This window comes from Agrobacterium sp. D14, assembly GCF_001526505.1.
In the GTDB taxonomy this organism is placed as follows: Bacteria; Pseudomonadota; Alphaproteobacteria; order Rhizobiales; family Rhizobiaceae; genus Agrobacterium; species Agrobacterium leguminum.
In genome coordinates this window covers 1-26828 of sequence record NZ_ASXX01000009.1, presented here as the reverse complement: position 1 = coordinate 26828, position 26828 = coordinate 1, and the positions used below count along the sequence as shown (strand labels likewise).

Here is a 26828-nt window from a genome sequence, read left to right as displayed (position 1 = left end):
CATTTAATCGAAGGCGGGTGATGCTGGCGATATGTGCTTGACAGGAGCAGGGCACATATCAGTGTGGAGCGCGCCGGGCACTCACGGAGGATATCGCAGGAACGGGAGACGCTTATCCATACCGGATGGCGCGTTCATGCGTGAAAGGGAGGAACATGTCCACGAATTATCTGAGCGCCGCGTCAGCGCGGACGAAGAACCCGGCCGGCGTTATCGCGACATGCGGCCTGATGATCATGTTTGACGGTTACGATCTGGTCGTTTACGGCGCCGTCGCACCGGCACTCTTGAAAGAAAGCGCATGGGCGCTCAATCCCGCCATGGTCGGGCGCGCCGCCGCGCTGACGCTGGTGGGCATGCTGCTCGGCGCGCTATTTGCCGGCACCATGGCCGACCGCATCGGCCGCCGCAAAGTGGTTCTTCTCAGCCTCGCCGGCTTTTCGGCGATGATGATCGCCTCGGCCATGACGCCGAATTTTCTCGCCTTCGAAATCACGCGCTTCTTCGCCGGTCTCGGGCTTGGCGCGCTGTTGCCGACTGTCACCGCGCTGGTGCTGGAATTTTCGCCGCCGCATCGCAGGGCGCAGGCCAATTCCCTGTCGTTCCTCGGTTATCTTATCGGCGGCATCATTTCCGGCGTCATGGGCATCCTTCTTCTGGAGACCTATGGCTGGCGGCCCTTGATGCTGATCGGCGGCCTGCCGCTTATTCTTCTGCCGATCTTCATGCGGTTTCTGCCGGAATCGCCCGAATGGCTGGCAAGCAAGGGGCGGCAGGCGGAGGCTGACGGCATTTGCGACAGCTACGGTCTGCAACGCATCGTGCCGCATGCGAAAATTCAAAAGGGCGGCGTCGGCGCGCTGTTCTCGGAAGGCCGGCTGCTCTCGACGCTGAATGCCTGGGGCATCCACTTCTGCTCGCTGCTTCTCACCTTCGGCATGGTCAACTGGCTGCCCACCATCATGAACAAGATGGGTTATGATATCAGCTCGGCGCTCAGCTTTTCCGTCATGCTCAATGTCGGGGCTGCGATCGGCATTCTCATCGGCGGGCGGTTTGCGGATAGGGGCAACGTCAAGGTGGTCGTGGCGATCCTGTTTGCCATCGGCGCCGCCTCGATCTTCGCCCTGACGGTGAACAAGGGTCCGCTTCTTTATGCCTTCGTCGCCCTTGCGGGTGCGGGCACCATCGGCACCCAGATTCTCGCCAATGTTCTGGTGGGACGGCTCTACCCCGTTCATATTCGCGGCACGGGTCTCGGTTTTTCGCTGGCGGTCGGGCGGCTCGGCGGCATTGCCGGCCCGATGATTGGCGGCCTCGTGCTACAGCGGGGTCTGGCGCCCGAGTGGAATTTCTACATTTTCGGCTCGGTTGCACTTGTGGGGCTGATGCTGACGGTATTGACCCTGCTTTACCGCACCTCCGGTGACGCGCGGGTTTGATGAATGAAACGGCTGGCCGCGGAGAACTGAAATCCGCGGCCGGAGCATTTCCGCCAAAGCTGCCGAACGGTTTTACGCCCGGAAAATGACGTTAACGCATCATGCCTTGCGGGATACCGGCGCGATTGTCGCCATCTGCTGTAGCGTCCGTTCGTTGATGCGTTTGGCCCGTGCCAGCGCATCGTCGCGATCTTCCGGCAGCGTATAGGTCATATAGGATAGCGACGTTTCGAGGTCGTTGTTGTTATGTCCGAGAATGGCGGCGAAGTAGCTGTTCTTGGTCACATGCGGCGGCGCGAAATTGTGAAAGGCCACCTCGGCATAGAGGTGCCGGAGGCCATAGGGCTTGGGCAGCTCTTCCTTCGGCCAGAGATCCTCGAACAGGTTAAAAACCGTGTCCCGGAGCAGCAGGCGGGTTTCCGACGAAAAATCGTCGATCGACATGCCATGCCACAATTTTCCCTGTCCGCTTTCGCGCAGGCGCCTATAGGCGGCCAGAATGGTTTCTGAGCGGGCAAGCACCGGGATTTCATAGGTAATCCCGAATTTCGTTCCTTCGCCCTGTTTCGTCTTTGCCTGGCCGTTGAACAGGAGGCTCCATTTGGAGACGCCCTTGCCATAGGGAGCAGGCGAAAATTCGGCCTGGGTAAAGACCTCGTAGGGGCGGCGCCCCGTCATGCCGATCAGGCCGATGCCGATCATCAGGGGATCGGCGGACAAAAGACAGTCCGCGCAAATCTTCAGAACCTGCCGGTAATTCTCGAAAGTGATCAGCGCGCCGTGCTTTCTGGCGATCTTCTCCATCTTCACCCGGCGTGCATCGTCATACATTGCGGCATCGCCGGTGGCGATCTTCAGCATCGGGTGGTCGTCGCCGAAGGCCTCGCGGATGGCGTTACGATATTTGGTGATGTAGGAGATGATCGTGGTCTGGGCTCTGCCCTTCATGGTGCTGATTTCAGCATTCCACAGGGTCTGCATCTCTTCTTTCGTTCCCATGCCGTTCATCGCCGCAATGAAATCCGCGATGCGCAGCAGAACGGTTGGCTTGCGGCCGGCGGTATTGAACTCCGCCCGTTCGATTTTTTCGACGATGGAGGTCGCCACGCCGGTTTTCGTATAGTCGGCGCGCGCAATATAGGTGTTCAGCCGCTCGCGCAGCTTCTTCATGTTGCAGATGGCAAGCGGTGTGCTCTTGACGCCGAACTCGGCCTTCAGCGCATTGCGATATTTCATGATGTAGAGTTCGAGCGTCTTTTCGGTGCGGCCATTGTCGAAATGGTAGCGGACCTCGGCATCCCACAGATCGCGGATTTTTCTGTTGCGCAGCGTGTCATCGCTCTTCATCGCCTCTTTGACCTGACCGACGAAATGATCGATGCGTTCCACGAGGACTGGTGTTTTCGTCTTTCGCTTTGAAGCGGGCATGCGGCGGCTCCCTGAACCCGTCCGGAAATATAAAATCCATGGTTGGCGATCAACAGCAGCACGGTTGCGGAAATGTGATGAACATCCACTGCAGGCCGGTTTCTTTTGAATAATAGTTTAAGCGATTCCGCAAGCACGGCCGCGACGCGAAGAAGCATCGGCGATGCATTCGCCGCTGAAGATCATCCTAGAGGCGGGATTTCGGCCGATGGGGATGCAGGCTATTTCGGCAGCCGGGTCTTCAGCGAGGTCACGATACGCTTGGCCAGTCCCTCATAGTCCTCGTCAAAATGGTGGCCGCCCTCGATGCCGACCGCTTCCACGCCCTTGGCTTTCAGGCCGGGGCAGGGGTCTTCATCTTCTTCTTCCGTGCCATAGATGCACTGCACCAGCTTCGGATCGATCTTGGCGATGTCATCCACCGTCTTGCCGCCCTTGCCTTCACCGGCAACGCCAAGCCAGCCTTCGACGGAAATCTCGAAATCCACTTCGGTCGAAAGTCCCATCAGGGTCAGTTGCACGACATGCGACTTGTCGCGGTCCGGCAGCAGATTATAGGTGGCGGGAAGAATATCGGCACCGAAGGAATAGCCGATCAAGACCACATTGCGGACTTTCCATTCCTTGCGATAGGTGTCGATGATGCGGCCGAGATCGGTGGCGACCTCCTGCGGTTTCTTTTCCTTCCAGAAATAGCGGAGCGAATCGACGCCGATGACGGGTATGCCTTCCTTCTGGAAGGCGCCACCCACTTCCTCATCTAGATCGCGCCAGCCGCCGTCGCCGGAATAGATTACCGCCATGGTGTCCATCACCGGGCTGGTTTCCAGAACCTTGATCGGCAGGCCGAGTGGGCTGTCGGTGTCGCCTGCGGCGTCGATCTGGTCGGACAGGGTCTGGGTCAGAACCTCGTCCGCCTTGTCATCCACATCCGTCACGTCGATATCGGGATGCAGCTTGACGAGCGCATTGACGTGGTCGCGGCCCTTCTGATCCGCGGCAGGCGTGAACAGCACGCTGACGGGGGCGGGCAGCGGGCCGTCGGTCAGGCCATAGACCGTTTCGCCATCCGCCTTGTCCTTCGTGGCGGGGGTGCAGAGGATTTTCTCGAGCGGCAGGCCGGCCTTGGGGTCGACGGCGATGGCTTCCCGGACGGTGGAGACGGGGCTCTGCGCAATCATCGCCAGCGCCAGCGTTCCGCCCTTGCCGATGCCGGTGAGGATGGGCTGGCGATAGCTGCTCGTGCCGGCGGTGCGCTGAATCTGCTGCGAGAGCGACTCGATGTCCGAGATCATATAGATGCACTCGTCGTCATCGGCCTCGAGCGCCTTCAGATATTCCTTGAAGTCGATGCCGACCACGGCTGCGCCCTTTTCCACCAGCGCCTTGGCGCGGGTCTCATCGGCGGCTGTCCACCCGTCCGCATCGGAAATCAGGAAGACGCTGGCGAGAATATCGCCATCCGGCACCATGATGTGCCCGGCGGGGATCATGCCGGTCTCGTAAGCGGGCTTGTCCTGCGCGAAAACGGCGCCAGAAACGAATAAGGGGGAGGCGAACAGGGCGGAGGCGGCAAGAACCGCTTTCAGCATGCTGGATTTTCTCATTTTCCGATCACTCCTCTGACGCCGCCGCTGATGAGAACCGTCGCATCCATCAGCGCCAGAGCGGCGTCTGCGCCGTTCTGCACGGCAAGGTAACGCGGTTCCCATTTCGGGTGGAACTTCGCCTTGAAGGCGCGAAGTCCCTTGAAATTGTAGAAACGTTCGCCGTGTTCGAACAGCGTGCTGCCGATGCGGTCCCAGACGGGGGCGGCGTCGCGTTTCGACATGCCGGACATGGGGGCCATGCCGAGATTGAAGCTCTCATAGCCCGCCTCGCGCAGATATTGCATGATGCTGACGAAGAGAAAATCCATCGAGCCGCGCGGCGCATCCGGCGAAAAACGCATGAGGTCGACGGTGGCTTCCTTTTTCGTGTCCGTCACCATCAGATTGGCGAAGGCGGTGATCTTTCCATCCTTGCGCAGCACGGCAACGGGTTGCGACAGAATGTAATCCGGCTCGAAAGCGCCAAGCGAGAAGCGCTTTTCCCGGGTATTGTGGTGAGCGAGCCAGCCATCGGAGACCTGTTTCAGCTCATCCAGAATATCCGCCACCTGCGCCTGCTCGACCACCTCGAAGGTCAGTCCGTCGCGCGCGCCGCGGCTCAGCGACTGGCGAAGATTGGCGAGCTTGCCGCCCTTCAGTTCGAATGCGGTGAGATCGACCAATGCCAGTTCGCCGAGCTTGAAGGCGCGCAGGCCCGCATCGGCGCAATGGGAGAGGAGGAAAGGCGAAATCTGATAGAAGGCGGCGCGCGCGCCGGCGGCGCGGGCGGCTTCCACGAATTGCCAGACCAGATCCGGAAAATCATCCTCGTCGCCGACTGGATCGGCGAAGGCGATCCATGAACGGCCCTGAATCCCATACATGATGAAGGCGTTGCCGCTTTCGGAGAACATCACGTGTTTGTCGCCCATGCGCACCAGATTGGCGTCGGCCGCATCCTGTGTCATGACGATGCCGGTCGCACTCGTGACGTCATCGGCCTTAATGGCGTCCGGCCTGAAGGCCACCGGCCGCATCAGGCTGAAGATGGCGATGGTGGAGGAGGCAAGCACGAGGCCGAGAAGGGCGCGCAATCCGCGCGGCGCTTCCTCGGAGAATTCGAACTGCCACCATAATGTCTGGCTGTAATCCGTATCGCGATAGACGAAGAGCAGGATTGTCGCCGCGCCAGCAATGATGACGGCCATGGCGGCGAGCCAGCTTGGCCCAAGCGCCTGCTTCACCAGCGAGGCATGGCGGTTGAAGCTGCGCATATTGACGGAAAGGGCCGCGATGAAGACGCCGAGAATGGCGGCTTCGAACACGGCGATGGCCTTGAGGAGCGAGAGGACCAGCGCCAGCGAGGCGGCGACCAGCGCAATCCACCAGGCGCCGTCCAGCCGCTGCCCGAGGCCGCGCGAGGCGACGACAAGCACGAGGCCGAGAATGCTCGTCAGAAAATGCGCCGCCTCGACGATGGGAAGCGGCACGAAATTGGAGAGGAAATCCAGATTGCTGTCCGGCGTCGGTGTCACACTCGAGAAGATCAGCATGGTGCCGAGGATCATCGCGAAGGTCGATAGCAGCGGCGGCGCAAGCCGCACGGCAAGCTGGCTGATATCGGAGACAACAGGCTTTGCCGCGAACTGCTTCATCTCCGAGACGAGCATGACAAGAATGGCCACCACCAGTGGCAGCACATGATAGATCACGCGGTAGAGAACGAGGCTTCCGAGCAGCTGATCGACGCTGATGGCGTTGCCAAGCCCCGCAACCATGACGGTTTCGAAGACGCCGAGACCGGCGGGCACATGGCTGAGGACGCCGAGGCCGACGGCGGTGGCGTAGATGGCGAAAAATGTCGGCCAGCCGAGATGTGTGTCGGGCAGGAGGACATAAAGCACGGAGGCGGAGGCGGCGATATCGAAAGCGGAGACGAGGAACTGGCGCGACGATGTTCGGCTGTCCGGGAGACGAAGCCGCCATGCGCCGAGCCGGATGGCGCGCCCGTTGCGCCCGACATAGGCCGCCACCACGAGAACCGCGATTATGGCAAGCGCTGCACCCCTGAGAATAGCGGCATCGACGCCGATGATGGCGGCGATGCGCGGTGCGACGATGAAGGTGGAGATGGCGCTGACCGAAAGCAGCCCAAGCCCGAAGGACAGCGTGACGAAGGCGATGACGCGGGCGATTTCGCCGGGTGACAGACCCAGCCGGGAATAGGCGCGAAAACGGATGGCGCCACCGCTCAAGGGGCCGAAACCGGCAGTATTGCCAATGGCATAGGCCGCAAACGCAGTTGCCGCCATGGGCGGAAAGGGCAGCTTGCGGCCGATATATTCGATGGCATTGGCGTCGTAGAATATCAGCGCCAGAAAGCTGAGCGCGGTGAAGACGATGGCGAGCAGCACCGCCGAGGCCGAGGTCTGCGTCAGCGCATCGATGACGTCGTCATAGCGGACTTCGGAGGTCAGGTGATAGATGGCGAAAGTCATCATCACGAAGACCAGCGTAATGGCGATCGCGGTCAGATAGGGGCGGTTTCTGGCAAAAAAGCTTTCAACCGCGGATTCCGTAACATCGGTTTGTGTAATTTCGCTCTTGTCTGCCATTTTTACTTTGCCCAGCGCCAGTTCCTGTTGGCGAACCACAGGATTGTGTCGCTAATTCGTTTCGGTTGAGGAAATGTGATTAGCAGAAAAGCATGAAGTGTCGATGTGAAGTTTGTGTCCGATCATGCGTGAATTTCACCGGGTTTGGGGCGGAAAATGCAACTATGGAATGCATGATTGACGGGATTGTTCCGAATGACGCCAAATTGACCGTTACAGTTGCTTGGTGGTGCCGTTTGATGCGACTACACGCTCCTTTCGATTGAAGGAGATGCCAATGAACACGCCCACAAGAATAGTCGTTTCGCTCGTCGTCGCCCTCGTGGCGGGCGGCGGATACATGGCGGTGGATAAGATGCGCGGTGCCGAATGGGTCGTTTCGCCGCAACAGATCGCGGAGGCCAAGGCAAAAGGGCAGATGGGTTATGAATCCCGTCCGGGCACCGTGACCGTATTGCCGATCCGCAGCGAGACGGCGGATGTGCTGCCGATGAAATGGGCGATGATCGGTGTCGTCGCCGGGCTTCTGGCTTTCCGGGCGACCGGTAAGAAAAAAGCGGCAAAGGCTTAAGGGCCTGCCGCTCACATCTCCGGCGCTTTGCGCCGGAGATAAATTGCAATATGCCTCACGCGCCCCAGGTTTTTTCCAGCACACGGATCCAGTTGCCGTGGCAGATTTTGGCAAGCGCCTCGTCGTCATAACCACCCTTGCGCAGGGCTTCGACCAGCAATTGCAGATCGGCTGCGTCCTTCATGGCGGCGGGAATGGTGGTGCCGTCGAAATCCGAACCGAGCGCGACGTGATCGATGCCGATGCGGTTGACGATATAGTCCACGTGGCGGACGAGTTCGTTGAGATCGGTATCCGGATTTTTCACGCCGTCCTGCCGAAGGAACAGAACGCCGAAATTGATGCCGGCAAGGCCGCCCGTGTCGCGGATGGCGTCAAGCTGCCTATCCGTCAGGTTGCGGCTGTGATTGCACAGCGCATAGGCGTTGGAGTGCGAAGCCACCAGCGGCGCGTCGGAAATCTTGGCGATATCCCAGAAACCCTGCTCGTTCATGTGCGACAGGTCGACCATGATCTTCAGCTCGTTGCAGGTCTTTATCAGCCGCTTGCCGGCATCCGTGAGACCGGGGCCGATATCCGGCGTCGAGGGGAAACGGAAGGGAACGCCGTAAGCGAAGATGTTCGGGCGGCTCCAGACCGGCCCGAGCGTGCGCAGGCCCGCTTCGTAGAGAACGTGGAGCGCATCCAGATCGGCGCCGATCGCCTCCGCACCTTCGATATGGAAGACGGAAGCGAAAGCCCCTTTCGCCATGGCGTCGCGGATATCGGCGGCGGTGCGGCAGACCTTGAGCGCGCCTGCGGATTGTTTCTCTGCCCGGAACAAAAGGCCGGCCATGGCAAGCGTCGCCTTCAGCGCATCCGCTTCGGCAGGTGTCGGGTAGTCGCCGTTGGCGTCCTTGTCCATGCTGGGCGAAGGCACATAGGCGGCGCAGAGGCCACCGGCCAGCCCGCCTTTCTTGGCGCGCGGCAGGTCGATGTGGCCGACGGTATCCCCTTCGATGAGAAGCGTTTCGGGGGAAGCATTGCCCGATCGCCATAACCGCAGAAGCACGTCGTTGTGGCCGTCGAAGACGGGTACGGTTTTTTGATCGGTCATGGTCATTCACCTTCGGAAATGGGATTGCGCGAACGCGCGTGCGGACGAGTTTTCTGAATTGGTAGAGGAAAGGTCAAGGCGGGAGCAAATGCAATCCGTGCATAGGCTCTGCCAAATTTGGAATTGGTCGGGCCTCGTTTGCTCGTGGTAATCGCGGGAAAACATAAAAAAAATGACTGGATTGGGGCAAACCCATACCGTTTTCCGAAAAATAAGGTCCGAAAGGGGATTTTCGATGATTTCAAGACGCAACCTGCTGATTGCCGGCGCTGCCGTTCCGTTCCTGTCCTATGCGCGCATTCCGGCCTTTGCCGCGACGCCGAAGGATATTCTGGTTGTCGCCCAGCAACTGGACAATATGACGAGCCTTGACCCGCATGAAGGTTTCGAAGCCGTCGGCGGTGAAATCATCTCCAACATGTATCAGAAGCTGGTGCGCGCCAACCGTGAGGATTCCACCAAGGTCGATCCGGTCATCGCCAAGTCCTGGGAAGCCGATGCGGACAGCAAGGTCTTCACCTTCGTCATCGGTGACGAAGCGACCTTCGCGAGCGGTGCCAAGGTCACGGCGGAAGACGTCGCCTTCTCGCTGCAGCGCGCCATCAAGATGAACAAGAGCCCGGCCTTCATCATCAGCCAGTTCGGCTTCACGCCTGACAATGCCGAGACGACCATCGTTGCCACTGATGACAAGACGGTGAAGCTGGCGACGGCAAAGCCGACCGCCATCTCCTTCCTGCTTTATTGCCTTTCGGCCAATATCGGCGCGATCGTCGAAAAGAAGGCGGTTCTCGCCAATGCTTCCGGCGAAGACCTCGGCAATGGCTGGCTGCAGAAGAACAGCGCCGGCTCCGGCGACTTCGTGCTACAGGCCTGGAAGCCGAGCGAAAGCGTTGCGCTGACCGTCAATCCGAACGGTCCTTACAAGGGCAATATCAAGCGCATCATCCTGCGCCACGTCACCGATCCGTCCTCCCAGCTTCTGATGCTGCAGAAGGGCGATATCGACATTGCCCGCGACCTGACCTCCGAGCAGCTGCGCACCGTCAAGGACGATGCGAATATCGAACTGGAGCGCAAGTCCATTGCCTCGCTGGTGCTGATCTCGCTCAACCAGGGCAATGAGAACCTCGCCAAGCCGCAGGTCTGGCAGGCCATCAAGTGGGCGCTGGACTACAAGGGCATGCAGGAAAACATCGTGCCGCTGACGCACGAAATCCACCAGAGCTTCGAGCCGAAGGGCTTCCCCGGCGCCGTCAACGACATCCCGTACCAGCGCGACGTCGAAAAGGCCAAGGCGCTGATGGCGGAAGCCGGTCTTGCCGATGGTTTCGAGATCAGCATGGATCACTATTCCGCCCAGCCTTACCCGGATCTGGCGCAGGCCATTCAGGCAAACCTTGCCGATATCGGCATCAAGGTGCGCCTGCAGTCGGCGGAAAACCGTCAGGTTCTGACCAAGATGCGCGCGCGTGAACACCAGATGGCGCTTTCCGCATGGGGCACGGATTATTTCGATCCGCATTCCAACGCCGATGTCTTCAACATCAACAAGGATAATGGCGACGACGCCAAGTCGAAGCCCTTCCTGTGGCGTTCGCGTTTCAAGAACGACGACTTCGCCGCCAAGGCGGAGGCCGCCCGTGACGAGAAGGACCCGGCAAAGCGCGTGGAGCTTTATGAAGCCCTGCAGCGCGAGCACATGCAGAACAGCCCGTTCGTGTTCATGTTCCAGACCACGAAGACGGCCGCCTTCCGCAAGGGCGTATCCGGTTTCGAACTCGGTGTTCTCTCCGAGGGCAATTCCTACCACGATGCGAAGAAAGCGTGACATTGAACAAGCGCGTCAAAAGCATATCGTCGATACTGGGCAGCGTCATCCTGACGCTGTTCGGTTTGATGGTCATCACCTTCATGATCGGGCGCGTCATGCCCGTCGATCCCGTCATCGCGGCGGTCGGCGACAACGCTCCTGAAGACGTCATCGTGCGCGTGCGGGCCGAAATGGGTCTCGACCAGCCGCTGGTCGTGCAGTTCTTCCATTATGTCTCGCAGGTCCTGCACGGTGATTTCGGCAATTCCATCCTGACCCGCAATCCGGTCTGGGTGGATATTACCCGTGTCTTCCCCGCCACGTTCGAACTTGCCACGGCAGCGCTCATTCTTGCAGCCCTGATCGGCATTCCGCTCGGCGTCTGGGCCGCGGTGAAGCAGGGCAAGCTGACGGATCAGGTGATCCGCGTCGTCTGCCTTGCCGGCCATTCCGTGCCGGTCTTCATGCTGGCGCTGATTTCGCTGCTGGTGTTTTACGCCACCCTCGGCGTTGCACCGGGACCGGGCCGGCAGGACATCATCTATGACGGCATGATCACGCAGGTCACCGGCCTGATGACGGTCGACACGCTGCTTGCCGGTGACTGGGACGCCTTTTACGACGCTATCGCCCATATGGTGCAGCCGGTCTGCATTCTCGCCTATTTCAGCATGGCCTATATCACCCGCATGACGCGCGCCTTCATGATCGACGCGTTGAAGGGCGAATATGTCATAACCGCCCGCGCCAAGGGGCTTTCGGCCATGACCGTGATCTGGGGCCACGCCTTCCCGACGGTCGCCGTGCAGCTCGTCACGGTTCTGGCGCTCACCTATGCCGGTCTTCTCGAAGGCGCCGTGGTGACGGAAACCGTCTTCAGCTGGCCGGGCCTTGGCCAATATCTCACCGTCTCGCTCATGAACGCGGACATGAACCCCGTCGTCGGAGCAACCCTGTTGATCGGCCTGATCTATGTCGGCCTCAACCTGCTCGCAGACGTGCTTTACCGAGTAATGGATCCCCGCGTTCGATGATGTTAGCTAATTTCAGAAACTGGGCTCTTGATGAGACGCCGCATTCCCGCACACAGGCTGCCTGGGGAAACCGGTATCGTATCTGGCTGAACCTCAAGTCCAACCCGCTGGCGGTGATCGGTCTGACCATCATCGTCGTCTTCATCGCGCTGTCGCTGCTGGCGCCGTTCATCGCGCCTTACGATCCGGCCGCGCAGAACCTCGGCAATCGCCTTGCCTTCCCGAGTGCCGAGCACTGGTTCGGCACGGATGAGCTGGGCCGCGACATTCTTTCGCGCATCCTTTACGGCGGCCGCGTCACGCTCGGCATGGTCATTGCCGTCGTCGTTCTCGTGGCACCCATCGGCCTCGCCATCGGCTGCATCGCCGGTTATTTCGGCGGCATCGTTGATACGGTGCTGATGCGGGTGACGGATGTGTTCCTGGCCTTCCCACGCCTCATCTTGGCGCTCGCATTCGTCGCGGCGCTGAAGCCTGGCGTCGAAAGCGCCATTCTCGCCATCGCGCTCACCGCATGGCCGCCCTATGCGCGTCTGGCGCGCGCCGAAACCATGACGGTGCGCGGCAGCGATTTCGTCGCGGCCTACCGGCTGACCGGCGCTTCCGCTTGGCGCATCATCGCCCGGCATATCGCACCGCTTTGCGTGCCGAGCCTTATCGTGCGCATCACGCTCGACATGAGCTCGATCATCATCACCGCTGCCAGCCTCGGCTTCCTTGGCATGGGCGCGCAGCCGCCTTCGCCGGAATGGGGCGCGATGATTGCCACCGCCAAGCGCTTCATCTTCGAACAATGGTGGGTTGCCACCATTCCCGGCATCGCCATCTTCCTCGTTTCGCTCGCCTTCAACTTCCTCGGCGATGGCCTGCGCGACGTTCTCGACCCGAAGGGACATTGAGCCATGCTGGTCGAAATCGAAAATCTGAAGATCGCATTCCAGACCCGCACCAGCCGTTTCGAGGCGGTGCGCGGTGTTTCCATGAAGCTTGGCACTGAAAAGCTCGGGATCGTCGGCGAATCCGGTTCGGGCAAGAGCCTGACGGCGCGCGCGCTGATGAAGCTTCTGCCCTCCAATGCCGATATCCGCGCCGACAAGCTCGCCTTTGACGGAATCGATGTGCTGTCTGCCAGCGAAAGGCAGATGCGCCAAATACGTGGCAAGCGGGCCGGCTTCATCCTGCAGGATCCGAAATATTCGCTGAACCCGGTGAAGACCATCGGCGCGCAGGTGGCCGAAGCCTGGCGCACCCATAAGGGCGGCAGCAAGCGCGCCGCCATGGAAGCGGCAATCGGCCTGCTTGATCAGGTGAAGATCCGCAATCCGCGTCAGGTTGCCTCATCCTATGCGCATGAGGTTTCCGGCGGCATGGGCCAGCGCGTGATGATCGCCATGATGCTGGCGCCCGATCCGGAACTGCTGATCGCCGACGAACCGACCAGCGCGCTTGATGCGACGGTGCAGGCGGAAATCCTGCGGCTGATCGAGGAGCTGGTGTCGGAACGCGGCATGGGCCTCATCCTCATCAGCCACGACCTGCCGCTCGTTTCGCATTTCTGCGACCGCGTCGCCGTCATGTATTCCGGCCGGGTGATGGAGGAACTGAGGGCTTCCGAGCTTTTGAAAGCCCAGCATCCTTACACGCAGGGACTTTTAAACTGCATTCCCTCGCTGACGCATCCGCGCGAGCGTCTTCCCGTTCTCAACCGTGATGCAGCGTGGTCCAGCCAATGATCGATGTCGAAAACCTCCGTATCAAGTTCGGCGACCGCGAAGTGGTGAAGGGCGTGTCCTTTTCGGTGGAAAAGGGCGGCAGCTTCGGCATCGTAGGCGAAAGCGGCTCGGGCAAGTCCACCATCCTGCGCGCCATGGCCGGCCTCAATGAAAGCTGGGAAGGCCGCATCGCCTTTGCCGGCAAGGATGCACCGCTGCGTCGCACGCCGGAATTCTTCCGGCAGGTGCAGATGGTGTTTCAGGATCCCTACGGGTCGCTGCATCCGCGCCAGACCATCGACCGCATTCTCAGCGAATTGCCGCTGGTGCATGGCATGGACAATATCGAAAAGCGCATCCAGCAGGCGCTCTCGGATGTGGCGCTGCCGCAGGCTGTGCGTTTCCGGTTCCCGCACCAGCTTTCCGGCGGCCAGCGCCAGCGGGTGGCGATTGCCCGCGCGCTGATCGCTGACCCGCAGGTGCTGCTGCTCGATGAGCCGACTTCGGCGCTCGATGTGTCGGTGCAGGCGGAAATCCTGAACCTGTTGCAGGACCTGCGTGCGGCACGCAACCTCACCTATATTCTCGTCAGCCACAATCTGGCTGTTATCGCGCATCTGTGCCCGCAGGTTGGTGTGATGCTGAACGGGGAAATGGTGGAGCAGCTGAGTGCGAGCGATCTGCGCGAGGGTCGCACGAAACATCCGCATACGGAAGAGCTGCGCAGCCTGAGCATCCGGCTGGAAGAGCCGGCCTGACGGCCGGTCACCTAGCCTACGTTACACATGGATCGAGCGGGTGCTGCTGGTTTCTTCTCCCCGAGGGGGAGAAGGTCGCGGCAGCGGGATGAGGGGGCAAGGGTAGAGATATCCGGCAACGTCGCCCCCTCATCCGACCCTTCGGGCCACCTTCTCCCCGGCGGGGAGAAGAAACAAGCGGCGATGCCGGTGACAAAACCGTTGTCCTCGCGCGCTGCAATAGAGACACGAGACCGAACCATGCCACAGCAATTCGACTGGAATGCCGCTTCAACGCTTGCCGAGAGCTTCGTCTCGCAATGGGCGGGCAACGAGCCGGGCGGGGCGGTCATCGGTTTCGATCTCGATGGCATTCGCTTTGCCCATGCGGGCGGTGTCGAGAGCCTTTCGACATTCGCACCTTTCACGCCGCAGAGCGTGGTGCGTTATGCTTCCGTCACCAAACACGCTTTCTGTGCCATGGTGCTTGCCCACTCCGATCTGATCGGGCTTGACGATACACTCGGCAAGCATCTGCCGGAGCTGCAATCGCCGCTCCGCGAGGTGACGGTGGGGCAGGCGCTGGATATGAGTGGCGGGCTGCCGGATACGCGGGAATGCCTCTCACTGCTTGGTCTTTCCGTTTACACGGAGACAAAGGCGGGCCCGCTTCTCGAATACCTGTCGCGGCTCACCCGGCTGAATTTTTCGGCCGGCAGCGAGGTTTCCTATTCCAATACGGGCTACCGTCTGGTGGAAGCGGCGCTGGAGCGTCGCGGTTTCCGTTTCGATGATTTCGTGCAGACGCAGATTGCCGGTCCCTTCGGCGTGTTTCTCAAGGCACCGGATGTCTGGAACGATCCTGTCGACGGGCTGGTGCCGGGTTACTGGAAGGCTGAAGACAACTGGCAGCTTTCGGCGGCTGGCCTGCATATTTCCGCTTCCGGCAGCCTTGCGGGCAGTGCCGAAGCACTTACCCGTTGGTTGCAGGGTCTGATGCGCGGCGAGGGCAGCTTCGCGGGTGTTCTTGACGCGCTTTCGGCCGAGCGGCCGCTCCGGGATGGGCGGATGAGCGAATATGGCCTCGGCCTGCGCTGGTCGCATCTCGGTGACAGGCGCTTCGTCGGCCATGGCGGTTCGCATCCGGGTTACAAGACCTATTTCCTGCTCGATCCGGAAAGCGGCACGGGTTTTGTCGTGGTGTCGAACCGTGAGGATACCAATGGCTTCAAGATCGCGCTTGAAAGCATGGCGGCCCTCACCGGCCTGCCTTTGCCCAAGCCGGCCGCCAGCCTGCCGGAAGGCCTTTACGTGACCGAAAGCGGGCCGTGGTGGCTGGAAATCAAGGGCAGCACATCCACCTTTATCGATGGTGACGACACGCTTTATGAAGATGTCGATGGCTGGGTCTCTTCCCGCTCCGCATCTTCTCCGATGCGTCTCAGGTTAGACGGTGATGCCATTGTCGGTGAGGCCGGTCACGCCGCCCGCCGTTTCCTGCCGGTCGGCGATCATGCGGTGCCGGATGATCTTTCGGGGTCGTGGCGCTCGGATGAGGGAGCGGAATTTTCGATCAGCGGTTCGTCGCTGACGATGGGCATCGGCCCCACGCGCCGCCGCATGCCCTTGAAGGCGCTCGGCAATGGTCGTTTCCTCTTCACGCTGATTGACGGGCCGTGGACGAAGCGCGTCTGCCTCAATCGTCTGGGCGATGACCGGATCGAGCTGGTTTCCAGCCGGGCGCGGATGATCGAATATTCAAGGGCTCTTTAAAAGAGTTTCATTCACATCCCATTGCTCCTAATAAAGACGCTTTCCGAATGAACGGATAGGATATTGTTGGTGGGAGTGTGAGCCGTGGAAGTCAAATGGCTCGAGGATTTCCTGGCGCTGGCCGGAACGCTCAATTTCTCGAAGGCGGCGGATGAGCGGCATGTGACGCAATCCGCTTTCAGCCGGCGCATCAAGCAGCTGGAAGCCTGGGTGGGCGCGACGCTGGTTGACCGCGCCTCCTATCCTTCCCGGTTGACCGAAGCGGGCGTGAAATTCGTGCCGGTGGCGCAGGAAACGCTGAAGCAGCTTTATCATGCCCGGCGCACACTTCTTCAGGAAGAAGGAGCGGATGCCAGAACGGTGCGGCTGACGGCGCTGCATACCCTGTCCTTCACCTTCTTTCCCGACTGGCTGAAGCGGGTGAACGAAAAGGCGGGACCGCTGTTTTCAGTGTTGAGGCCCGATTCCGGAAGTATGGAGGAAAACCTCAATTCGCTGGTGGATGGGCAGAGCGATTTCCTTCTGACCTATGCCCATCCCGAAGTGCCGATGCTGCTCGATGCGCAGACCTTCGAGTTCCGCGTGCTGGGGGCGGAAAACATCATTCCCGTTTCCGCGCCGGCGAAAGACGGTTCACCGCTGCATGAACTCGTGGAAAATGCTCGAAAACCCTTCGCCTATCTGGACTATGAAAAGGCCTCGTTCTTCGGGCCGTTGCTGCGCGATCTCCTGAGCGCGCGCCTGCCGCAATTCGAGCGGGTGCATGAGGGCAGCATGTCGGTGGGGCTGAAAGCCATGGCGATGGCCGGCTGGGGTGTCGCCTGGGTGCCGGAAAGCCTGATGCGGCACGAGCTGGATAGCGGCGCGCTGGTGCGTGCCGCCGATGACAGTTTCGATATTGCCGTCGATATCCGGCTCTATCGTTCCAAGGAGAACCGCCGGCCCGTTGTCGAGCGTATATGGGCGGTTCTCGAAGGCTAGAGCATTTCCAGGAAAAGTGGCCCCGGTTTTCCGTCCGGAAATGCGACAAACAAAACGCTTTCGATCAGATCGCGGTGCGGCGGGCGTTTTCCAGATAGAGCGCGCGCAGGCGGCTGACGAGCGGGCCGGGCTTGCCATTGCCAACCGGCTTGCCATCGATCTTCGTCACCGAGACAACGAAGTTGGAGGCGCTCGTCAGGCAGGCTTCATCGGCATTCAGCGCCTCTTCCAGCGTGAAGGGCCGCTCTTCCAGTGTGAAGCCGGCTTCCCTGGCCAGTTGCAGGGCGGCGAGGCGGGTGCAGCCGGGCAGGGTCTTGTTGCTGTTGCCGCGGGTGATGATCTTCTTGTCACCGGTGATGATATAGGCAGTGGAAGATGCGCCTTCGGTGACGAAACCATCCTCGATCATCCAGGCTTCGTCGCAGCCCTCGGCCTTGGCGATGCGCTTTGCCATGACCTGTGGCAAAAGGCAGACAGTCTTGATGTCGCGGCGTTCCCAGCGCTGGTCGGGAACGGATTTGACAGCGATGCCGGCTTCCTCGACCGGTGTGCCGATCAGCTTCTTGGCCTGGGTGAACATGACCAGCGTCGGCTTCAGATCGGCGGAGAACAGGAAGTTGCGGTCTTCGGCACCACGCGTCAGCTGCAGGTATATCATGCCTTCGACGAGGTTGTTGTCGGCGATCAGGCGGCGCTCTGCCTCGACGATTTCCTTGGTCGTGACCGGCAGCGGCACGTCAATTTCACGGGCGCTGCGTTCCAGCCGGGCCATATGCAGGTCGCTGTCGATCAGCTTGCCTTCCAGAACCGAGGTGACTTCATAAATGCCGTCGCCAAACAGGAAACCGCGGTCGAAGATGGAAAGGCGGGCGTCCGCTTCGGGCAGGAATTCGCCGTTGACGTAAACGATGCGACCGGATGGGCTAGTCATGAAAACTCCGTCTGGAAAAGTCAGGCTGAAAGAAGGGTTTTAAGGGCGTCGATGGAAATGGCCTCGACCGTGGAGGCCTTGCCGGTGCCGGCATTGAAGCCCGTGGTCGTATTGGCCGCGCAGAGCGAATTGAGGATCGCCTCCTCCGTCGCCTCTATCGCGGCTTCGAAGAGCGGCGAAATCGCATCGTTGGAAAGTTCCGGGTATTCTGCCACTGCCTTGCGGCGCGCGGGCGTGCGGCGCAGCCGCTCATCGGTGGAAAAGGCCAGCGCATAGTCGCCGGAACCATTGCTGAGTGCGGCGCCCGTGCGGGCCAGCCCGCCGAAGCTTCTGGCGGCCAGACGCTTCAGATTGCGGGACGACAGCGGCGCATCGGTTGCGACCACGATGACGATCGAGCCGTCCTTGTCCTTGTGCTCCGGGCTGACATAGGGCTTGCCGCAGACTAGCAGATGGCCGCCATAATTGGATTGCACCAGCACGCCGAGCGTATAGGCCGCCCCTGCGATGGTGACGATGCGGGATGCGGTGCCGATGCCGCCTTTCATGCCGAAGGCCACGGTGCCGGTTCCGGCACCAAAGCCGCCCTCGGCCACCGGGCCTGTGGCGGCGTTTTTCAGCGCGGCCGAGATTTCCTCAACGGTCGGGCGGCCGGCGCGAATGTCGTTCAGGCGGGAATCGTTGGTTTCGCCGACGACGGCATTGATCGAGACGACTTTCTCATTGCCCGGCTGCGCCAGCGTATGGCGGTTAATCGCCTCTATGGCCCGACCTGTCGCCAGCGTGTTGGTGAGGATGATTGGTGTTTCGAGTTCGCCCAGTTCCTCGATCTGGGTCGATCCGGCAAATTTGCCGAAGCCGTTATAGACGGCGAAGGCGGCGGGCACCTTGTCCTGAAACAGGTTGCCGCCATGCGGCAGGATCGCGGTTGCGCCGGTGCGGATTGTGTCGCCTTCGATGACGGTCGAATGGCCGATGGTCACGCCTTCGACATCGGTGATGGCGTTGAGTGGGCCGGTCTCGAAATGGCCGGGCCGGAAACCGATATCGCGCAGTCTCGGGCGGGTCGTCTGATGCATCGGGCGATCACTTTTGCGGAATGCAGGCTGAAATTGGAGCGGACGCGGCTTGGGAAAAGCTTTGCCTGTCCGAACGTTAGCCTAGTTCTCCGCGAAACGGCATCGCAAAAATGGAATAGTTTTATGCGGGCAATGGATGCGCTCAGGAGGCGCGTTGCGTGGGTTCGCCTTCACGCTCCAGCCATTGCCGCATGGCTTCCTCGGTCTCGTCGCGCGTGGGTGCGCCGATGCGGCCGCCGAAGATCGTGCATTTCAGCGCGGCGGCAACGGAGGAGAGCCGGATGGCCGCACGGCTTTCCATACCCTCAGCCATCGCCAGCGCAAAGGTGCCGTGGAAGATATCGCCCGCCGCCAGCGTATCCACTGCCTTAACCTGCATCGTCGTCTGGAAATGCACGGTCGGATCGCCGGCCTCCGTCCACCAGCAGCCCGCCGGTCCGGCGGTGACGGCGATGAAGGTTTTCGGATAGCGGGCGTGTAGCACCGGTAGCATGTCCTTTACAGTTTCGATGCTCGTCAGCCGGGCGGCGGCGGGTTCGGAAAAGACGATATGGGTTGCGGCAGGGGCCAGCTTCTCAAGGGTTTCGACCGGTGCAACGTCGCCATCGAGAATAGCGGGTTTGCCAAGCGCACGCGCCACATCAAGCACATCGAGCGCCAGTTCCGGCCAGCGCACATCCACCAGAACGGCATCGAACGGGGCAATATCTGCCGGCGTGCAGGAGCGTTTTTTCTCATGCAGGTGATGATCATAGAAAGGCACGATCAGCCGTTCTCCCCGGTCATCGATGATGATCGTCGAGAGTGCCGAGCGCGCGCCTGCGGCAAGGGTCATGCCGGCAACATCGATGCTGCTTTCGGCGAGATCGCGCAGGATGCGGGTACCGGTTTCGTCATCGCCCACCGCACCCCACAGGCTGGCGCGACCGCCCATGCGATGCACGGCATAGGCGGCGCTCGACGCCATGCCTTCGGCGATCTGCAACATCTCGTAGGGCAGAACCTTGCCCTCACCCTTGGGCATCTCATGCACGCGAAACAGGGTATCAAGCACGGCGGCTCCGACGCACAGCACATGCTTGCCGCCCTGTTTGTCTGCCATGCTGCTCACTCCTGTCACCTGTCAGATACGCTTGCCGCTGTTCTTGTCGAACAGATGCACCGTTGCCGGATCGATGGCAATGTGGATCGTATCGCCGAAGCGGACATTGAGGCGCTCGCGGAACAGGCAGGCGATGTCGTCGCCCTTGCAATTGAGCTTGGCGTAGATTTCCGAGCCGGTGCCTTCGACCAGTTCGACCCGGCCTTCGATGCCGGTCTCAGCGGCGCGGATATGTTCCGGCCGCACGCCATAAACGAGATCGCGGCCGCCGAGCGTGCCGATATCGGCATTGGCGGGCAGCGGCAGGCTGAGGCCCTTTGCGGTGCGGAACACACCTTCTTCCACCCGACCGCGAATGAAATTCATGGCGGGCGAGCCGATGAAACCGGCGACGAAGAGATTGGCGGGATTGTCGTAAAGCTCGAGCGGCGCGCCGATCTGTTCGATGACGCCGTCATGCAGCACCACGATCTTGTCGGCCATGGTCATGGCTTCCACTTGGTCGTGAGTGACATAGATGGTGGTGGTGCCGATGCGCTGGTGCATGGCCTTGATCTCGCCGCGCATCTGCACGCGCAGCTTGGCATCGAGGTTGGAAAGCGGCTCGTCGAACAGGAAAACCTGCGGGTCGCGCACCAGCGCGCGGCCCATGGCGACACGCTGGCGCTGGCCGCCGGAAAGCTGGCGCGGATAACGGTCCAGCAGCTTTTCCAGCCCGAGAATGGCGGCCGCCCTGTCCACCTTCGCCTTGGTTTCCTCGGCACTCACCTTCTTCAGCTTCAGCGCGAAGCCCATATTGTCCTTCACCGTCATGTGCGGATAAAGCGCGTAGTTCTGGAACACCATGGCGATATCGCGGTCGCGGGCGGGGAGGTGGCTGACCTCGCGCGCGCCGATGTGGATTTCGCCGTCGCTCAACTCTTCCAGCCCGGCGATCATGCGCAGCAGAGTGGATTTGCCGCAGCCGGAAGGGCCGACGAGCACGACGAATTCGCCATCCTTGATATCGATATCGATGCCGTGGATGATGTTGACCGCGCCGAAGCGCTTCTGGACGTTCAGGATATTGACCGGTGCCATGTGGAGGTTCCCGTATTTAAATTGTTGGTTCAGCCGCCCTTGACGGCGCCGGCGGTCAGACCCGCCACGATCTGTTTCTGTGCGAACATGGTGAGCAATAGCACCGGCAGCGTGACGATGAGCGCAGCTGCGGCCAGCGGTCCCCAGCTGACCTGTTCGAAGGACAGCATGTTGTAGACCGCGACCGGCAGGGTGCGCGTTTCACGGCTGGCCAGCACGATGCCGAAGACGAAGTTGTTCCACGAGAAGATGACCGCGAGGATGAAGGAGACGACGATGCCGGGCTTGGCAATCGGTAGCGCCACCAGCCGGAACACCTGCCAGGAGGATGCGCCATCGATGCTTGCCGCCTCTTCCAGCTCCTTCGGTGTGGTCTCGAAATAACCGATCATGATCCAGACGACGATCGGCACCGTCACCACCAGATGGATGATGATCTGCGGCCAGAGCGTGCCCAAGAGGTTCAGCCATTGGAACAGCAGGAACAGCGGAATGAGGAAGGAGAGGCCGGGCGTCATGCGGGCAATCATGATGACGACGGCGGATTTTTCCGCCTTCAGTCGCGCAATCCCGTAACCGGCGGGCACGCCGATGACGAGCGCGAGAATGGTGGCGGCACCGGTGACGAGGACCGAATTCCAGAAATAGAGGAAGAAATTATTCTCCTCGAACACTTTCACATAATTCGACCAGGCGAAACGTTCGGGAATGAGGATTGGCGGGTAGGCGCCGTTGTCGATTTCATATTTCAGTGACAGCGAGATCATCCACATGAAGAACAGGATGACCGGCGAGATCATCACCAGCGCCACGAAGAACAGGCCGATGCGATCAAGCGTCTTGCGTTTCAGGATTTTTGCAGACATCAGCGATCCTCCATCTCGTTCCATTGCGAGCGCTGGCGCACCATCAGAAGCACGAAGGAGAGCGCCACGATGATGATGAAGAAGACGACGGCCATGGCCGAGCCGTAACCGATGTCGTAATAGGCAAAGGCCGTGTTGTAGAGATAGATGTTGATGGTTTCCGACGCCGTTCCCGGCCCCCCTTGCGTCATCGCATAGATGATGTCGAAGCTTTTGACGGCGTCGATGGAGCGGATGATGACGGCGATCATCAGGAAGGGGGCGATCATCGGCATGGTCAGGTAACGGAACTTCTGCCAGGCATTGGCGCCGTCGATTTCGGCGCTCTCATAGGGCTCGCGCGGCACGGCAGCGAGACCACCAAGCACGATCAGCATGACAAGCGGCGTCCATTGCCAGGTTTCCACCAGCACCAGCGAGGGGATGACGGTGGACTGGTTGTAAATCCATTCCAGCGGGCCGATGCCGACGAAGGAGAGCAGATAGTTCAGGACGCCGAGCTGCGGGTGGAACATCATGGTCCAGACGAGCGCGATGGCGACCGGGGTCGCCATCATCGGCATGACAAAGACGCCGCGCAGGAAACCGCGCAGCGGAAACTGCGCATCGAAAACCAGCGCCGCCAATGTTCCGAGGAACAGCGGAGCGACGACCGACAGCACGGTATAGATGAGCGTATGCCAGAGCGATTCCCAGAACCGGGCGTCGCTGGCGAGCCGGATGTAGTTCTCGAAACCGATAAAGCTCTGCTCCTGTCCGAGCGTCCAGCGATGTGCGCTCATCCAGAGGGTGAACACCCATGGAAAAACGATTACCGCCGAAATGACGACAAGTGCCGGTATGACAAAGGGCCAGTAGTTGGGAGCAAGCCTTGCCGGCCTGCTCCCTTCTTTACGACTGACGCCTGTTTTGGTGTTTTCGATGCTCACGGAGGCCATTATCCCTCGCTACGCGCCAGAACGGGTGCGAACTGTTCCGTCGCCTTCTTGAGTTCGGCTGCCGGATCCGCGCCGCCGATCATGTTGGTGAGGCCGACGCCGTAGATGTCGCGGAATTCCGTCACCGGAATGATGACGGGAAGCGCAAGCTGCGAGACCTTGCCGGAACCGACGACGGCATCCAGCCAGGCGGCCGGCATCTTCACGCCTTCGCGCACCTTCTGGTCTTCGAGGATGGACTGGCGGAACGGAACGCCGGCACCGGCCTGCAGGAGACGCGCACCCATTTCATGCGAGATCGCCCATTGGCAGAAGAGGTAAGCGGCTTCCTTCTTGCTGCTGGCTTCGACAACGCCGAGACCATCGCCGAAGGTGCCGGCGGCCTGGGTTGCCGGGCCCTTCGGCATGACGCCGTAACCGACCTTGCCGACGACACGGGATTTTTCCGGGTTCTCGATTGGCGGCGCGAAACCGACGCCATCGAACCACATTCCGATCTTGCCCTGCAGGAAGGCCGACTGCGCTTCCGCCCAGTTGAAGCCGGAGACACCGGGAGGGGCGGCTTTGGTCATCAGGCGCTGGTAAAGCTTGGCGGCTTCCACCGCTTCCTTGGATTCGGTGTTGACCTTTCCGTCCACGATTGGCCTTGCGCCATAACCCAGCATCAGCGAGGTCCAGACCGGAGTATTGGCGTTCTTCAGGCCACGCGCGACAAAACCATAGGTGTTGGTGGAAGGATCGGTAATCTTTTCCGCCGCCGTCACCAGCTCCTCGAAGGTCTCGGGGTATTTCAGGCCCTTTGCTTCGAAGAGCTCCTTGTTCCAGTAGACGATCCAGTAGTCCACCGAGAAGGGCAGCGAGCGCAGCACGCCGTCGCTATCCTTGGCAAACAGCATACCGGCCTCGGCAAAATCCTTCTCCGCAAGCGACGGATCGGTCAGCGACGGGTCTTTCAGGAAGCCGCTGATATCGGCCAGCCATTTGCCCTTTTCGAACTGACGCTTCTGAACGTGATAGCTCAGATGCACCACATCGAAGCTCGGCTTGCCGGAGGAAAGCTCGATGACAACTTTCTGGCGCTGCTGCTGTTCCGGCGTTGCTTCGGCATTGACCTTGATGCCGGTCAGCTCTTCGAATTCGCCGAGATATTTGATCAGCGTTTCGCTGCGCGGGCTTTTGACGAGATTGACCTCAAGCGTGGTGCCGGCGTGTTTTTTCCAGTTCACCGCTGCCGATGCCGGGCGAATGCCGAGCATCGCGCCGCCGCCAAGCGCCGCCGTGCCTGCCAGAAAGGCGCGACGCGTGGGGTTGAGCAATGAATGCGTCATGTCAGTTCTCCTCCAGATTAGCCGGAAATTCTCCTCACCCCGGCTTGTTGCTTATTTTCCTGCAATCCCGGCGCAGGACCCTCTTCAGTCCCTGCCGGAATTGCCCTAAACCGCCAGCGCCCTGTCCCTTGCGTTGCGGATATGGGCGGTCAGCCGCTCCACGGCGTCTTCGACGGATCGCCTCTCGATGGCTTCGAGAATGGCGAGATGTTCCTTCATCACCGACTTCACATGGCCGGCGATGCGGAAGCGCTCCTGATTGATAAGGCGCATCTTGATGGAATTGACCCGGTAGGCGTTCGAGATGATCGAATTGCCGAGCGCATCGATGAAGGCGTCGTGCATGCCCCAGTCCACCTGCTGCGCATGCTCGTCCAGTTCCGGGGATTCCCCACCGTTTTCAGCCGCTTCGGCGATATCGCGATGCTGTTTCAGGAGCTTCGCGATGGTCTCGTCGGAGGCCGAACGGGTAAAGAGCGCCACGGCCTCCTTTTCGAGAAAGATACGGAACTGGAACGCCTCGCGGATGAGGTTGAGATCGATATGGGCGACCTGCAACCCCCGTTGCGGCACGGTCTTGATGAGACCTTCCGCCTCCAGCCGTGGAATGGCCTCCCGGATCGCCCCCAGCGGCAGACCCGTCAATTCCACGAGGCGGCGTTGCGAGATGAATTGCCCCGGGCGAACGTCGCGCGAGAGAAGGTGATGCGTAAAGCTTTCATACGCCCGTTCCCGCAATGTCTGTTCGCCGGTATCTTCCATGCTCAACCTTTCAAGGTCTGTTCAGGCGGCCTGTTTGCGAAACAGCGCGTCGAATGCGCCTTCGATCCGCCGCCGGTCTTCAGCCGAAATGGCGACGAGCGGTGCGCGCACGTCCGCCCAGATATTTTCTCCTGTCGTGTGTGATACCAGCACCTTGACCGCTGGCGTAACCGGGAATTTCAGAAGTTCCACAACAAGATCTTCAATGCGCTTGTCGTCCTTGCCGTCAACGGCCATGGCGCGGACTTCCTGTGTCAGGAAATTGGCGACGCCGGAGATCGCGCCCTGGCCGCCGAGGCGAACACCCTTCGCCAGATCGCGCTCATCGCCGATCAGGATGGCGAGATCGCCATGTTCTTTCAGCAAGCGCTCGGTATGGCTCCAGTTGCCGGAGGAATCCTTGACGCCGGTGACGATGCCGGGGAATGCCTTTTTCAGCCGTCCAACCAGCTCGACCGACAATGTCACCATGGTCACGGAAGGAATGTTGTAGACGAGAATGTCGCGAGCGTCCTTGCCGATCTTTTCGAACACCGCCGAGAACCAGGCAAACAGGCCGTCATCGCCGACATTCTTGAAATAGGAGGGCGGAGCGAGAAGAATATTGCGGGCGCCGGCCTTCAGGGCCTCGGCCGACTGGTCGGCCGCGTCCTCGATGGAGTCCACCAGAACGCCGGTGACCAGACGGGAAGGCGCAACGCCCGCCTCGATGAAGCGGGAAAGAATGACCTGCCGTTCACGGCTGCCGACGGAGCATCCTTCGCCCGTGGTGCCGAAGAGTGTCACGCTGTCGCAGCCATTTGCGAGGCAGCGTCGGGCATGGGCGATCATGGCGTCGATATCGACCGTTCCGTCCTTTTTGAAAGGAGTGGTCAGGGCTGCCGAAAGGCCAAATTTCTGGGTCAAGTAAGATGCTCCTCGAAGGTGATTGCGAATTGATAACGCGCTGACATGTTAGTTGTAAAGAGGTAATTGCAGTTTGATTGTTCGGAAGATGGGAATCGAGGAATTCGCTTCGTCGTGCGTTGAGGGGCAACGTTGCGATGCATTGGGATGGAAGGGTTGTGCCGGTCCAGGAGATGCCGCTTTACCGTGGCGACAGCGGGCTTATGCTCTTTGCAGGGCGAGCGGATAAATGCGAAAATAAAATTTGACTGTTGGAGTAAAGATTTTTATCAGCAATCTGAATATCAGGGATAAAGGGACCATCATCATGACCATTGCGGAGCCGTCAGCGCCTGTAGCAGACATTGAGCAGAGCCGCGTCAAGCGCCTGAAAGCTGCGACGCGCGGCGCGCATGGCGATCTCGATGCCTTCATCATGGCATCGAAGCCGTTCGAGAGCCGGGAGAACTTCGGCAAATTCGTGGAAACGCAATATCTTTTCCATCGCGACCTCGATGTCTTCTTTTCCAATGCGACGCTCGATGGCCTGCTTCCCGATCTCAAGGGCCGCCGCCGTCTCTCCATGATCGAGCAGGACCTCGTCGATCTTGGCCTTTCCATTCCCGAAACGGCCGAGCCGCGCTTCACCGGTGAAACGCCGTTCGATCTGCCCGAGGCCATGGGTTGGCTTTATGTGGTCGAAGGCTCCAATCTCGGCGCTGCTTTCCTGCTGAAGGATGCGGCCAAGCTTGGTCTGAATGAAGACTTTGGGGCACGCCATCTGGCCGGCGCTCCGGAAGGACGCGGCCTGCACTGGCGCACTTTCACCGCCGCGCTCGATGAAATTTCGCTGACGGTCGAAGAAGAAGAGCGGGTCATCGCCGGTGCGGAAGCCGCTTTCCGGGCCGTGCATGCTTATGCGCAGCAGCGCCTCGTCTGAGATTTCGGCATAGCTTTGCGGCAGCTCCTCTCAGAGCGCTTGGAATGCTGCGTGTTCATGGATGTTTGGCCGGGTTTTAGCACCCTCACGGCGTCACCCCGGCCTTGTGTGGACGTATTGTGGTTT

23 protein-coding genes are annotated in these 26828 nt (G+C 60.4%); 10 read left to right on the top strand and 13 right to left on the bottom strand.

The window, feature by feature from the left end:
• The first annotated feature begins 155 nt into the window (after positions 1–155).
• On the top strand, positions 156–1442 hold the full coding sequence (locus L901_RS07615) for an aromatic acid/H+ symport family MFS transporter (protein WP_059755130.1): 1287 nt from the start codon (positions 156–158) through the stop codon (positions 1440–1442).
• A 99-nt stretch (positions 1443–1541) separates the two neighbouring features.
• Here L901_RS07615 and L901_RS07610 read toward each other — a convergent pair whose 3' ends face one another.
• From L901_RS07610 to mprF, 3 genes are all read right to left on the bottom strand, one after another.
• Positions 1542–2870 carry a telomere resolvase gene (locus tag L901_RS07610; protein WP_035237027.1) on the bottom strand — a complete coding sequence of 443 codons (1329 nt, stop codon included), beginning with the start codon at positions 2868–2870 and terminating at the stop codon, positions 1542–1544.
• Between the two features lie 221 nt (positions 2871–3091).
• Complete coding sequence (locus L901_RS07605; RefSeq protein WP_059755126.1) at positions 3092–4477, bottom strand: virulence factor; 1386 nt, start codon at positions 4475–4477, stop codon at positions 3092–3094.
• Positions 4474–7074, bottom strand: a complete 2601-nt coding sequence (mprF, locus tag L901_RS07600; RefSeq protein WP_059755123.1) for a bifunctional lysylphosphatidylglycerol flippase/synthetase MprF — start codon at positions 7072–7074, stop codon at positions 4474–4476. The genes L901_RS07605 and mprF overlap by 4 nt, the downstream gene beginning before the upstream one ends.
• Positions 7075–7351: 277 nt before the next feature.
• Between mprF and L901_RS07595 the strand changes: the two genes are divergently transcribed.
• Positions 7352–7645, top strand: coding sequence for a hypothetical protein (locus L901_RS07595; RefSeq protein ID WP_020810151.1), 294 nt, complete (start codon positions 7352–7354; stop codon positions 7643–7645).
• Positions 7646–7700: 55 nt separating this feature from the next.
• On the opposite strand, the gene L901_RS07590 is transcribed toward L901_RS07595, so the two are convergent.
• A complete protein-coding gene (locus L901_RS07590) occupies positions 7701–8741 on the bottom strand; it encodes a dipeptidase (RefSeq protein ID WP_059755437.1) in 1041 nt (346 codons plus the stop codon).
• A 235-nt stretch (positions 8742–8976) separates the two neighbouring features.
• Between L901_RS07590 and L901_RS07585 the strand changes: the two genes are divergently transcribed.
• The 7 genes from L901_RS07585 to L901_RS07555 all read left to right on the top strand — a co-directional run bounded on the left by L901_RS07585 (position 8977) and on the right by L901_RS07555 (position 16791).
• Complete coding sequence (locus tag L901_RS07585) at positions 8977–10572, top strand: ABC transporter substrate-binding protein (RefSeq protein WP_059755120.1); 1596 nt, start codon at positions 8977–8979, stop codon at positions 10570–10572.
• A gap of 2 nt (positions 10573–10574) precedes the next feature.
• Positions 10575–11588, top strand: a complete 1014-nt coding sequence (locus L901_RS07580; protein WP_059755116.1) for an ABC transporter permease — start codon at positions 10575–10577, stop codon at positions 11586–11588.
• Positions 11585–12487 (top strand): nickel transporter permease, encoded by a 903-nt coding sequence (gene nikC / locus L901_RS07575; protein ID WP_059755113.1) that lies wholly within the window; start codon positions 11585–11587, stop codon positions 12485–12487. Before L901_RS07580 ends, nikC begins: the two co-directional genes overlap by 4 nt.
• 3 nt (positions 12488–12490) lie before the next feature.
• Positions 12491–13321 carry an ABC transporter ATP-binding protein gene (locus L901_RS07570; protein ID WP_059755111.1) on the top strand — a complete coding sequence of 277 codons (831 nt, stop codon included), beginning with the start codon at positions 12491–12493 and terminating at the stop codon, positions 13319–13321.
• A complete protein-coding gene (locus tag L901_RS07565; RefSeq protein ID WP_059755108.1) occupies positions 13318–14058 on the top strand; it encodes an ABC transporter ATP-binding protein in 741 nt (246 codons plus the stop codon). The genes L901_RS07570 and L901_RS07565 overlap by 4 nt, the downstream gene beginning before the upstream one ends.
• Before the next feature lie 240 nt (positions 14059–14298).
• Complete coding sequence (locus tag L901_RS07560; RefSeq protein WP_059755105.1) at positions 14299–15810, top strand: serine hydrolase; 1512 nt, start codon at positions 14299–14301, stop codon at positions 15808–15810.
• A gap of 84 nt (positions 15811–15894) precedes the next feature.
• A complete protein-coding gene (locus tag L901_RS07555; RefSeq protein WP_059755103.1) occupies positions 15895–16791 on the top strand; it encodes a LysR substrate-binding domain-containing protein in 897 nt (298 codons plus the stop codon).
• 64 nt (positions 16792–16855) lie between these two features.
• Here the strand turns inward: L901_RS07555 and L901_RS07550 are convergent, their stop codons facing one another.
• From L901_RS07550 to L901_RS07510, 9 genes are all read right to left on the bottom strand, one after another.
• Positions 16856–17722: a D-amino-acid transaminase gene (locus tag L901_RS07550; RefSeq protein ID WP_059755100.1), complete on the bottom strand. Its 867-nt coding sequence runs from the start codon at positions 17720–17722 to the stop codon at positions 16856–16858.
• A 20-nt stretch (positions 17723–17742) separates the two neighbouring features.
• Positions 17743–18801 carry a P1 family peptidase gene (locus tag L901_RS07545; RefSeq protein ID WP_059755098.1) on the bottom strand — a complete coding sequence of 353 codons (1059 nt, stop codon included), beginning with the start codon at positions 18799–18801 and terminating at the stop codon, positions 17743–17745.
• A gap of 142 nt (positions 18802–18943) precedes the next feature.
• Positions 18944–19903 (bottom strand): sugar kinase, encoded by a 960-nt coding sequence (locus L901_RS07540; protein WP_059755095.1) that lies wholly within the window; start codon positions 19901–19903, stop codon positions 18944–18946.
• Positions 19904–19924: 21 nt separating this feature from the next.
• Positions 19925–20983, bottom strand: coding sequence for an ABC transporter ATP-binding protein (locus tag L901_RS07535; RefSeq protein ID WP_059755092.1), 1059 nt, complete (start codon positions 20981–20983; stop codon positions 19925–19927).
• A 29-nt stretch (positions 20984–21012) separates the two neighbouring features.
• Positions 21013–21834 (bottom strand): carbohydrate ABC transporter permease, encoded by an 822-nt coding sequence (locus tag L901_RS07530; RefSeq protein WP_026363927.1) that lies wholly within the window; start codon positions 21832–21834, stop codon positions 21013–21015.
• A 14-nt stretch (positions 21835–21848) separates the two neighbouring features.
• Positions 21849–22787, bottom strand: a complete 939-nt coding sequence (locus L901_RS07525) for a carbohydrate ABC transporter permease (RefSeq protein ID WP_059755090.1) — start codon at positions 22785–22787, stop codon at positions 21849–21851.
• A complete protein-coding gene (locus L901_RS07520) occupies positions 22787–24115 on the bottom strand; it encodes a sugar ABC transporter substrate-binding protein (protein ID WP_059755087.1) in 1329 nt (442 codons plus the stop codon). Before L901_RS07520 ends, L901_RS07525 begins: the two co-directional genes overlap by 1 nt.
• Before the next feature lie 105 nt (positions 24116–24220).
• On the bottom strand, positions 24221–24877 hold the full coding sequence (locus L901_RS07515; protein WP_059755084.1) for a GntR family transcriptional regulator: 657 nt from the start codon (positions 24875–24877) through the stop codon (positions 24221–24223).
• A gap of 21 nt (positions 24878–24898) precedes the next feature.
• A complete protein-coding gene (locus L901_RS07510) occupies positions 24899–25783 on the bottom strand; it encodes a dihydrodipicolinate synthase family protein (RefSeq protein WP_059755082.1) in 885 nt (294 codons plus the stop codon).
• A gap of 307 nt (positions 25784–26090) precedes the next feature.
• Between L901_RS07510 and L901_RS07505 the strand changes: the two genes are divergently transcribed.
• Entirely contained in the window at positions 26091–26702 is a 612-nt protein-coding gene (locus tag L901_RS07505; protein WP_059755434.1) for a biliverdin-producing heme oxygenase, read from the top strand.
• The last annotated feature ends 126 nt before the right edge of the window (positions 26703–26828 follow it).

Coding starts and splice junctions, on each gene's coding strand:
- L901_RS07615 (WP_059755130.1), top strand. CDS start 156: ATGTCCACGAATTATCTGAGCGCCGCGTCAGCGCGGACGAAGAACCCG.
- L901_RS07610 (WP_035237027.1), bottom strand. CDS start 2,870: ATGCCCGCTTCAAAGCGAAAGACGAAAACACCAGTCCTCGTGGAACGC.
- L901_RS07605 (WP_059755126.1), bottom strand. CDS start 4,477: ATGAGAAAATCCAGCATGCTGAAAGCGGTTCTTGCCGCCTCCGCCCTG.
- mprF (WP_059755123.1), bottom strand. CDS start 7,074: ATGGCAGACAAGAGCGAAATTACACAAACCGATGTTACGGAATCCGCG.
- L901_RS07595 (WP_020810151.1), top strand. CDS start 7,352: ATGAACACGCCCACAAGAATAGTCGTTTCGCTCGTCGTCGCCCTCGTG.
- L901_RS07590 (WP_059755437.1), bottom strand. CDS start 8,741: ATGACCGATCAAAAAACCGTACCCGTCTTCGACGGCCACAACGACGTG.
- L901_RS07585 (WP_059755120.1), top strand. CDS start 8,977: ATGATTTCAAGACGCAACCTGCTGATTGCCGGCGCTGCCGTTCCGTTC.
- nikC (WP_059755113.1), top strand. CDS start 11,585: ATGATGTTAGCTAATTTCAGAAACTGGGCTCTTGATGAGACGCCGCAT.
- L901_RS07570 (WP_059755111.1), top strand. CDS start 12,491: ATGCTGGTCGAAATCGAAAATCTGAAGATCGCATTCCAGACCCGCACC.
- L901_RS07565 (WP_059755108.1), top strand. CDS start 13,318: ATGATCGATGTCGAAAACCTCCGTATCAAGTTCGGCGACCGCGAAGTG.
- L901_RS07560 (WP_059755105.1), top strand. CDS start 14,299: ATGCCACAGCAATTCGACTGGAATGCCGCTTCAACGCTTGCCGAGAGC.
- L901_RS07550 (WP_059755100.1), bottom strand. CDS start 17,722: ATGACTAGCCCATCCGGTCGCATCGTTTACGTCAACGGCGAATTCCTG.
- L901_RS07545 (WP_059755098.1), bottom strand. CDS start 18,801: ATGCATCAGACGACCCGCCCGAGACTGCGCGATATCGGTTTCCGGCCC.
- L901_RS07540 (WP_059755095.1), bottom strand. CDS start 19,903: ATGGCAGACAAACAGGGCGGCAAGCATGTGCTGTGCGTCGGAGCCGCC.
- L901_RS07535 (WP_059755092.1), bottom strand. CDS start 20,983: ATGGCACCGGTCAATATCCTGAACGTCCAGAAGCGCTTCGGCGCGGTC.
- L901_RS07525 (WP_059755090.1), bottom strand. CDS start 22,787: ATGGCCTCCGTGAGCATCGAAAACACCAAAACAGGCGTCAGTCGTAAA.
- L901_RS07520 (WP_059755087.1), bottom strand. CDS start 24,115: ATGACGCATTCATTGCTCAACCCCACGCGTCGCGCCTTTCTGGCAGGC.
- L901_RS07515 (WP_059755084.1), bottom strand. CDS start 24,877: ATGGAAGATACCGGCGAACAGACATTGCGGGAACGGGCGTATGAAAGC.
- L901_RS07505 (WP_059755434.1), top strand. CDS start 26,091: ATGACCATTGCGGAGCCGTCAGCGCCTGTAGCAGACATTGAGCAGAGC.